4 protein-coding genes are annotated in these 2,929 nt (G+C 40.3%); all 4 read left to right on the plus strand.

The genetic code is table 11. The features are described 5' to 3' along the window. Positions 1 to 150 precede the first annotated feature (150 nt). The gene (locus AC058W_RS00410) at positions 151 to 1,671 is read left to right on the plus strand and encodes a hypothetical protein (RefSeq protein ID WP_479389530.1); all 1,521 of its coding nucleotides are present in this window, start codon (positions 151 to 153) and stop codon (positions 1,669 to 1,671) included. 83 nt (positions 1,672 to 1,754) lie between these two features. After that, positions 1,755 to 2,165, plus strand: a complete 411-nt coding sequence (locus AC058W_RS00415; protein ID WP_479389531.1) for a TIGR04086 family membrane protein — start codon at positions 1,755 to 1,757, stop codon at positions 2,163 to 2,165. A 13-nt stretch (positions 2,166 to 2,178) separates the two neighbouring features. Then, complete coding sequence (scfA, locus tag AC058W_RS00420) at positions 2,179 to 2,319, plus strand: six-cysteine ranthipeptide SCIFF (RefSeq protein ID WP_008703734.1); 141 nt, start codon at positions 2,179 to 2,181, stop codon at positions 2,317 to 2,319. A gap of 81 nt (positions 2,320 to 2,400) precedes the next feature. Beyond that, a partial coding sequence (locus tag AC058W_RS00425; RefSeq protein WP_479389532.1) for a 4Fe-4S cluster-binding domain-containing protein occupies positions 2,401 to 2,929 on the plus strand: 529 nt, incomplete at its 3' end.

Below are 2,929 nucleotides of genomic sequence, written 5' to 3' on the forward strand. Positions count from 1 at the left end.
GAACTGGTAGTGCCAGATATTGGAAAATAAACTGAATTTGAACGGCATATTTAGGTTCAAAGCTATAAATAGCAGATGATACGGGTTAAAGATATCTGCTTAATATATAACATATAAACAAGAAAGATAAATGAAAAACAGAGGTGCGAAATGTCTAATAACATAAATAGAATGAAAAGAAATAAATTAACAGGGAAAAAAATGGGAATTCTTGCGGCAGCAGCTTTAACAGCAGCTTTGATCACAGGAAGTGTACCTGTTGTGACCGAACCAGTCAGTGCGGCTGAATCACAGGAAAAGGTGTCTGATGCACTGATACCGGATAATATTACAATTGATCAGCCTACAGAACTTGCGAATATAGCACTTCCGATAACTGAACATGGAACTCTTGAATGGGCAGACGGAAGTTTTGTTCCGACACAGAGAGTACAGGCTTGCGAGGTGTTTCTTATACCAGCAGAGGGACAGGATCTGAGTCATGCAGAAGGATGGGATTCAGAGGCGGGAGCAGTTGTTGGATATATTAATGTAGTGGTGAATGGCATTGATGACAGCAGTTCCACAGATGCGACAGGGGATTCAGAGGATACTAAGGATCAGGAAACGCCATCAGAGACTCCGGCTGAAGAAGAAAAAAATACTTCCGATAACAAAGATGGTAAATCTGATGAAGTGAATTCGGCTAAAGCAAATAAAGATAACACGGATAAGGAAAATAAAGACGAAAACAGTAAAAAAGAAAACGACACACAGAATGATAAGGATAAAAACAGCAAAGAAAATAGTACAGACAAGAGTTCAGACAGCGCAGATGTTACCGGCAAATTAGAAATTGCAGATGACACGACACAGGATACTGCTGATGAGAAAAAAAATGATTCAGACAACACAGATAGCAAGGATGATAACATTTTCGACAATCCTGTATTACCAGACGAAAAAGATAACCGTCCGACAGATGTGGAAGATAACCTGTCAGATGAAGAAAAAGAAGAGCGGGCAGAGATTAACCATACCTGTGACGGTATCACAGTAAGTGGCGCTAATCTTCCTTGGTATGTGCAGTTCAGAGTATCAAGCGGGGACAGCTATCAGTTCACAAATGAATCCGATGCGATGATTTTCCAGTCTTATGAATTTGAACTCTGGGATCTTCAGAATGACACAGAATATGAAATTCCAAGTGGAGAATATGTCAGCGTAACTGTACCGGTGAAATCTGGATATGAGTATACAATTGAGCATCTTCTGGATAATGGTGCAACTGAGACAATCATTCCAAGCGTGGAAGATGGAATCATGGTGTTTAGCACGCATTCTTTCAGTCCGTTTGGAATTGCCGGAAGCAGACAGCTGGTAGGTCCGGATACCGGAGATGATTCGAACAGTGCCGGGACAGTGACACCTACCCCGGCTTCATCTGATACGCAGGAACAGTCTTCTGATACAGGTAACAATAATACAGTGTCAATTAATACTAATTCTGACAATAATAATACTTCTTCATTATCCGCACAGACAGACAGTTCTTCGGGAAATGAAACTGCTAAGAATAATAATGCGGTAAATACCGGTGATACAACAACAATTCTGCCATTTGTAATACTGGTGGTGGCTGCGGCAGTAATCATCGGAGTGGTTGTGTTTGTAAAGAAGAAAAAGAAATAAGATAAAAGTGTAGAAGAAAACAGAAAATAAAATTTTGAATAACATATATTTCTCTCCCATATAGTTTAACAGGAGGGAAGTATATGAGAGTCAGAACGATTTTAAAATCATTATTATTTGCGTATGCACTAACTGGGGTAGCATTACTGCTCCTGGCATTACTGCTGTTTACTTTTGATCTTGGAGAGACGGCAGTGGACATAGGAATTATCGTTGTCTATGTGTTTGCCTGCTTCATGGGAGGCTTTATGGCCGGTAAAATTACACATAGAGATAAATATCTGTGGGGAGTTGTAACAGGTCTGGCCTACTATGTGTTATTGCTGGCAGTTTCCTTTACAGTAAAGGGGCATTGGGACATGAGTCTGGCACATGCGGTTACTACATTTTTCATGTGTGCGGGCGGTGGAACACTTGGTGGAATGCTGTCGGAAAAAAAAGCTTTCAAAATTAAAAAATATATGATATACTATGCCAAGAATATAATTACATAAGGAGGATAGAGTTATGGAACATATCAAAACCCTGAATACAAAGAATTTACAGAACACAGTAAAGAAAGGTGGATGTGGCGAGTGCCAGACTTCCTGCCAGTCCGCATGTAAAACTTCCTGTACAGTAGGAAACCAGAGCTGTGAGCAGAAATAAGATCAGCTATGGAGAAATGAGATAAGCAGCGGAGTGGAAACTCCGCTGCTTATCTTACGCTTAGAAAGGATTTTAGTTAAAATGAGTCTGATTCACCGTTATAAAAGCAATGGCTTTAATATTGTGCTGGACATCAACAGTGGATGTATTCATCTGGTAGATGAGGTTACATATGAAACGCTTCCTTACCTGGAAGAAGGCCTGGACGCAGAAGCTATTGCAGAGAAACTGGGAAACAAATATAAGAAAGAAGATATCGAAACATCTGTAAAGGAATGTAATAAGCTGAAAGAAGATGGAATGCTTTTTACAAAAGATGTTTACGAGAATGCAATTGAAGAATTTTCAAATAACCGGCAGACCGTTGTAAAAGCATTGTGCCTGCACATTGCGCATGACTGCAATCTGGCCTGCCGTTATTGTTTTGCCGAAGAGGGAGAGTATCATGGCAGAAGAGCCCTGATGTCTTATGAAGTCGGCAAGAAAGCACTTGATTTCCTGATCGCAAATTCAGGATCCAGAAGAAACCTGGAAGTGGATTTCTTTGGCGGAGAGCCATTGATGAACTGGCAGGTTGTAAAAGATCTGGTAAAATACGGCAAAAAGCAGG

The sequence above is a fragment of the Blautia sp. CGZ-1-C1 genome (assembly GCF_056504575.1).

What these genes read in the sequence shown, in the direction of transcription:
- AC058W_RS00410 (WP_479389530.1), top strand. Translation starts at nt 151, where the DNA reads ATGTCTAATAACATAAATAGAATGAAAAGAAATAAATTAACAGGGAAA.
- AC058W_RS00415 (WP_479389531.1), top strand. Translation starts at nt 1,755, where the DNA reads ATGAGAGTCAGAACGATTTTAAAATCATTATTATTTGCGTATGCACTA.
- scfA (WP_008703734.1), top strand. Translation starts at nt 2,179, where the DNA reads ATGGAACATATCAAAACCCTGAATACAAAGAATTTACAGAACACAGTA.